The sequence below is a fragment of the Streptosporangium sp. NPDC003464 genome, from assembly GCF_053588315.1.
This window is the reverse complement of record NZ_JBSFPS010000435.1, coordinates 1-4935: the sequence shown is the minus strand read 5'-3', so window position 1 is coordinate 4935 and position 4935 is coordinate 1. Positions and strand designations below refer to the sequence as shown.

Annotated in this window: 4 protein-coding genes and 2 pseudogenes; 4 read left to right on the top strand and 2 right to left on the bottom strand. The window is 70.2% G+C overall.

Translation table 11 applies throughout. From position 1 onward, the window contains the following. Window positions 1-133: 133 nt before the first annotated feature. The 4 genes from ACWDS7_RS46535 (at window position 134) to ACWDS7_RS46520 (ending at window position 4599) form a co-directional block, all read left to right on the top strand. Window positions 134-949: a PIG-L family deacetylase gene (locus ACWDS7_RS46535; protein WP_451934523.1), complete on the top strand. Its 816-nt coding sequence runs from the start codon at window positions 134-136 to the stop codon at window positions 947-949. 94 nt (window positions 950-1043) lie between these two features. Continuing rightward, window positions 1044-1637, top strand: a complete 594-nt coding sequence (locus ACWDS7_RS46530) for a phosphoribosylanthranilate isomerase (RefSeq protein ID WP_451934522.1) — start codon at window positions 1044-1046, stop codon at window positions 1635-1637. A gap of 97 nt (window positions 1638-1734) precedes the next feature. Then, window positions 1735-3252, top strand: coding sequence for a hypothetical protein (locus ACWDS7_RS46525; protein WP_451934521.1), 1518 nt, complete (start codon window positions 1735-1737; stop codon window positions 3250-3252). Window positions 3253-3771: 519 nt separating this feature from the next. Beyond that, window positions 3772-4599 (top strand): hypothetical protein, encoded by an 828-nt coding sequence (locus tag ACWDS7_RS46520; protein ID WP_451934520.1) that lies wholly within the window; start codon window positions 3772-3774, stop codon window positions 4597-4599. A 36-nt stretch (window positions 4600-4635) separates the two neighbouring features. Here ACWDS7_RS46520 and ACWDS7_RS46515 read toward each other — a convergent pair. Then, a pseudogene (locus tag ACWDS7_RS46515) lies at window positions 4636-4797 on the bottom strand (helix-turn-helix domain-containing protein); the annotation flags it as partial. A 28-nt stretch (window positions 4798-4825) separates the two neighbouring features. Then, a pseudogene (locus tag ACWDS7_RS46510) lies at window positions 4826-4935 on the bottom strand (WhiB family transcriptional regulator); the annotation flags it as partial.

Sequence of the window (4935 nt, the reverse complement as noted above, 5' to 3'; positions counted from 1 at the left end):
TGCTCCGGCGAGCGGGGCGTGGCGGACCGCGATGCTGGTGCCGGCGGATGCTCTGGCCCGATTCCGGCCGCCCGCCGGCGGCCGTAGAGTGATCGGGGCCGCGTGGCCTTCTTATCCGGAGGGGTCGATATCCATGGCTGACGAGCTGACACTGATGGCCGTCCACGCCCATCCCGACGACGAGGTGATCGGGACGGGCGGCATCTTCGCCAAGTGCGTCGAGGAGGGCATCCGCACCGTCCTGGTCACCTGCACCAACGGGGAGCAGGGTGACGGTCCCGGCGGGGTGAAGCCGGGGGAGCCCGGCCACGACGAGGCGGCGGTGCGCGAGCGGCGGCTGGAGGAGCTGCGCGAATCCGTGGCCCACCTCGGGATCGACCATGTGGAGCTGCTCGGCTACCGCGACTCCGGCATGGTGGGCTGGGCCGCCAACGAGGCGCCGGACGCCTTCGCCAACGTCCCCGTCGAGCAGGCCGCCGGGCGGCTGGCCGCGTTGATGGAGCGCTACCGGCCGCAGGTCGTCGTCACCTATGACGAGAACGGCAACTACGGCCACCCCGACCACATCCAGGCCAACCGGATCACCCTCGCCGCGGTCGAGGCATCCGGCATCCCCAGCAAGCTCTACTACACCGCGGTGCCGCGGGAACGGGTCGCCGAGCTGTTCGAATACCTCCGCTCGATCGGCGGGGCCCCCGACGACCTGGAACTCCCCCCGGACTTCGGCACCCCGGAGGAGCAGATCACCACCGTGGTCGACGTGGAACCCTACGTGGAGCACAAGCGCAAGGCGCTGGAGGCGCACGCGAGCCAGGGCGAGAACATCTTCCTGCTGCGCATGCCCGCCGAGGCCCAGCAGCGGGCGCTCGGCCACGAGGCGTTCATCCGCCACCTCAGCCGCGTCCCCGCCGCCGACCGTGAGGACGACCTCTTCGACGGCCTGCGCTAGGCCCTGTCCTGTAGATCACTGCGCGCCGGAGGCGGGCCCGGGGTGATCACGCGGGTGGCGGCCGGAGGCGCCCCGCGCCGATAGTGTGCGGAGGGTGTACGTGAAGATCTGCGGGCTGCGCGAGCCCGAGCATGTGACGGCCGCCGTCGAGGCGGGAGCCGACGCGATCGGCTACGTCCTCACCAGGAGTCCCCGGCGGATCACCCCGGCGCGGGCACGCGAGCTGGCCTCCACGGTGCCCGCGCACGTGCTGACCGTGGCGGTGTTCGCCGGGGAGACCCCCGAGGAGATCCGGGCGGCCGCGCTGGAGGCCGGGGTGCGCGCCGTCCAGCTGCACGGCGACCACCCGCACGATGACTTCACCGCGCTGAAGGACCTCGACCTCACGCTGATCCGCGCCGGAGCCGCGGGCGCGGATCTGCGCTGCGGTGTCTTCGACGAGGACCTGCTCATCGTCGACGCGCCCAGGCCCGGTTCGGGGCAGCCGTGGGACTGGGCGGCGGTGCGCGGCCGCCCGGCGGGCCGCTGGATGTTGGCGGGCGGTCTGGACCCGTCGAACGTGACCGAGGCGATCGCCGCCGCCCGGCCCTGGGGCGTCGACGTGTCGAGCGGCGTGGAGGTCGCGCCCGGGGTGAAGGACGCCGGCCTGATCAGAAGCTTCGTCACCGCCGCCCGCGCCGCCGGATGATCCGGCGCACCCGCTACCAGTGGCTACAAGTCGGTGACCAGTGAGATCCAAGTGACCCTGTCTACCCTTCGGGCCCGTGATTTCCGATGTAAGAAAATTGATCGCGATTCTCGCGATGGGAGCCGCGATCGGTGGTGTCGCGGTGGCCACCCCGGCCGCCGCGGCTTCCGGTCCGGTTACGGTGTCGGCCGCCAAGGCGTCACCGGCGCGCTACAACGGTGACTGCCCGGTGAACGTCAGCTTCGCGGCGGTGGTCAAGGGCCGCCCCGGCACCAAGATCAAATATCGCTGGCTGCGGGGGGACGGCGCGGCGGGAGCCGTACGGACGGCCGTGCTGACCGGCCGGGTCACGCTCTGGGACCGGCGCACGTTCACCACCGACACCAGGAGCTGGCAGGCGCTGCAGGTTCTCGGCACGCGGGGCAGGACGTCGAAGAAGGTCCGTTTCCAGGTGAGTTGCCAGGGATCGGTCACCGTCCAACCGGATCCCGCCTCGACGGTCCGGCCCACTTCGTCGGCCTCGCCCTCGCCCACCCGGACGCCGAGCGTGCCGCCGGCGACCCCGGCCCCGAACGGGACTCCGCGGCCGACGGCCTCGGGGACGCCTACCGCCCCGCAGGCCACCGCGTCGGCGACGGTGACCGGGATAAACCGAGGGGACTACGAGGGGCCCTGCTGGACCCCGTTCTACTGGAACACCACGGGCACCCTCAAGGTGTCGCGGGTCCCGGCGACCGTGAAGTACCGGTGGATCGACAGCAACGGCTGGAAGTCGCAGGAGCAGACCCGCGAGTTCGTCCAGGGCGGCGCGGCCGAGGTCCCGGTCAACTACGAGGAGAGGGTGGCCTTCGACACCCGTTCGGGCTGGCGGGCCATCGAGATCCTCTCTCCGGCCGGGTCCGTGGTCTCCAACAAGTTCCCCTATGCCATCAAGTGCACCGACGCGACCGACGCCACCGTCACGGTGACGGCGCTCCGTCCGAACTACCGAGGCCCCTGCCCGCCCGCGGACAGCGACGAGGGCGCGGCGGACCTGCCGTTCTCCGTCAGGTTCGAGGCGGAGAAGAAGCCGGCGATCATCAAGTTCCGGCGGATCTGGAACGGGGTCCCGGGGCCGGTGGAAGAGGTCAGGCTCAACGAGATGCACCGGAGCTTCACCGCGCACCGGCCCATCACCGGGGGAGGCGTCGTCTCCCTGGCGATCGAGGTCAACGGGGTCAGGTCGGAGGTGGCGACCTCCACGGTGACCTGCGAGGACGGCACGCCGCCGACGGCGGACGCGCAGGTCGAGTCGGTCAAGGTGGCCAAGGAGTCGTTGTACCTCTACTACTGCGGCTGGAACGCGGACTACCGCCAGTACCTGTCCGGTGACATCACCGCGAAGGGGCCCGGCCGGGTGCCCTACCGGTGGGTCCTCGACTTCGGCTCCTACACGCGGACGTCGGCGGTGCGCACCGCCTTCTTCCACGACCAGGGCCCCCGGACCGAGCACGCGGTGCTGGGGACGCAGCCGACCTACAACACCAGCGCGTCCGTATGGCTGGAGCTGTTCCCGGGCACCCCGAAGGCGGTCAAGTCGAACGTGGGGAACTACAAGGTCTCCTGCCGCCTCTGACCGAGGATCGCGGCTGACGCGAGGGCCCGCGCCGCCACCGGCGCGGGCCCTCGCCCGAGGCGGTCACCGGCCCCGGGGCGTCAGCGGGAGCCGGGGCCGGTCCGGACCCGCCCACGAGGGATCACGATCTCCCGGGCAGCCGGTCCGGCCCGATCCGCCGCCGGCCCGCACATCCCCGTGTTCACCGTCCGTGTTCACCGCCCCGGTGAGAACATCGACGAGAATGAGATCTCGCCTTTCCTGAAGCCTCCTCGCCCGTTCCGTCATGCGATGGGACGGTAAGAAGAGCCCCGGGCCGCAGGGCGGAACAAGACGTCCCGTCCGGTTTGAAAGCATGGAGCCGCGGGGTCAATTATTAATCGGCCGGCACGGCGGGCCGGATCTCCGTGTTCTGAGGACGGCTTCTTGCTTGACCATTCTGGAGGGCTCGGTTCATACTCCGCGCAGGACTTTATTCCAGCGTTCGAGGAGTAATTGATGGCGCTCGGGAAGCTTACCTCAATGGCGACCGTGTCCCTCATGGTTCTTGCGGTCCTGGCCTCGTCGGCGCCCACGAGTTTCGCGCACTCGAAGGCGCGGGCCGCGCCCCCTGTCGTCGGCTCCCCGTCCGAGGAGCCAGAGGAGCCGGAGGACACGCTCGCCGAACTCAGCTACGTGAACGGTGTGCGGGTCGTGTTCTCCTACAGCGCGTCCTCGCAGGACTACGGGCTGTTCCAGGAAGGACGCGGAGGGGAGAACGCGCCGATCGTGCGCCTTCCGGTGGGAAGCATGCTCGAGGCCTACCTCGACGCGACCCCGACGAGCCTGCCGGTCCCCCGGCTGCTGCTGGAGGAGTTCCGGGAGGATCCGACGCCGCCGGACCTCGAAGGGCGGACGGTCACCGCCTCTCCCGTCATCGCCCGTGCCCTCGCGGTGCCCGGGTCCGCCGCCCGCGTCTCCACCGTTTCGGGCCAGTCGTGTTATTCGGGTTACTACCCGTATGTGGACTGGCATGATTCCGCGGTGGCCGGGATGGCGCCCAAGTCGTATTACTCATCGGACTTCGGCGGCAAGTTCCGCTACGCCAACAGCTACGTCTACAACTGCACCCCGGCGGGATCGGCCGACTACCTGTACGCGAGGCACCGGATTTATTACCGGAACGTCCTGGGCAACTACGTCAAGCAATTCGACGGCAAGGTGCCGCCCGGGGGCTGGCAGGCGAAAACCAAGGGACTCGCCAGCCATTACCGCATGGTGGCCTACAGCGACGGCTGGGACTCGAATCCCGCATGCGGTGGCGGCGCGTGCAAATACACCAGGGAGGGCGTCTTCAGCTCCTCGCCCGCTCCCGGCCCGAATCAGTGACCGAACCGGCGGCGGGGAGAGGGTGACGGCTTCGCGTAGCGCCGCCTTGGACGGGAAATGCCGGTAGATGCCGGCGTGGCTGACCCTCAGAGCCCGCGCCACGTCCAGCACCGTGGTTTTCTCCGGCCCGTGCCGGCGCGGCACGTCCTCGGCGGCGGTCAGGATGGTCTCGGTGTCGAGCGTCCCTGACGCACGCATCAGCGCTCACCGTCCTGGGCGGACCGGCCTCCGCGGTCCCCGGCCACACGCCGAACTCGCCCTCCGCGGACGCCAGCGCGTAGGCCAGACATTCAGCGCGCACTTCGCAGGAGAAGCACACCTGCTTCGCTGTCCGAG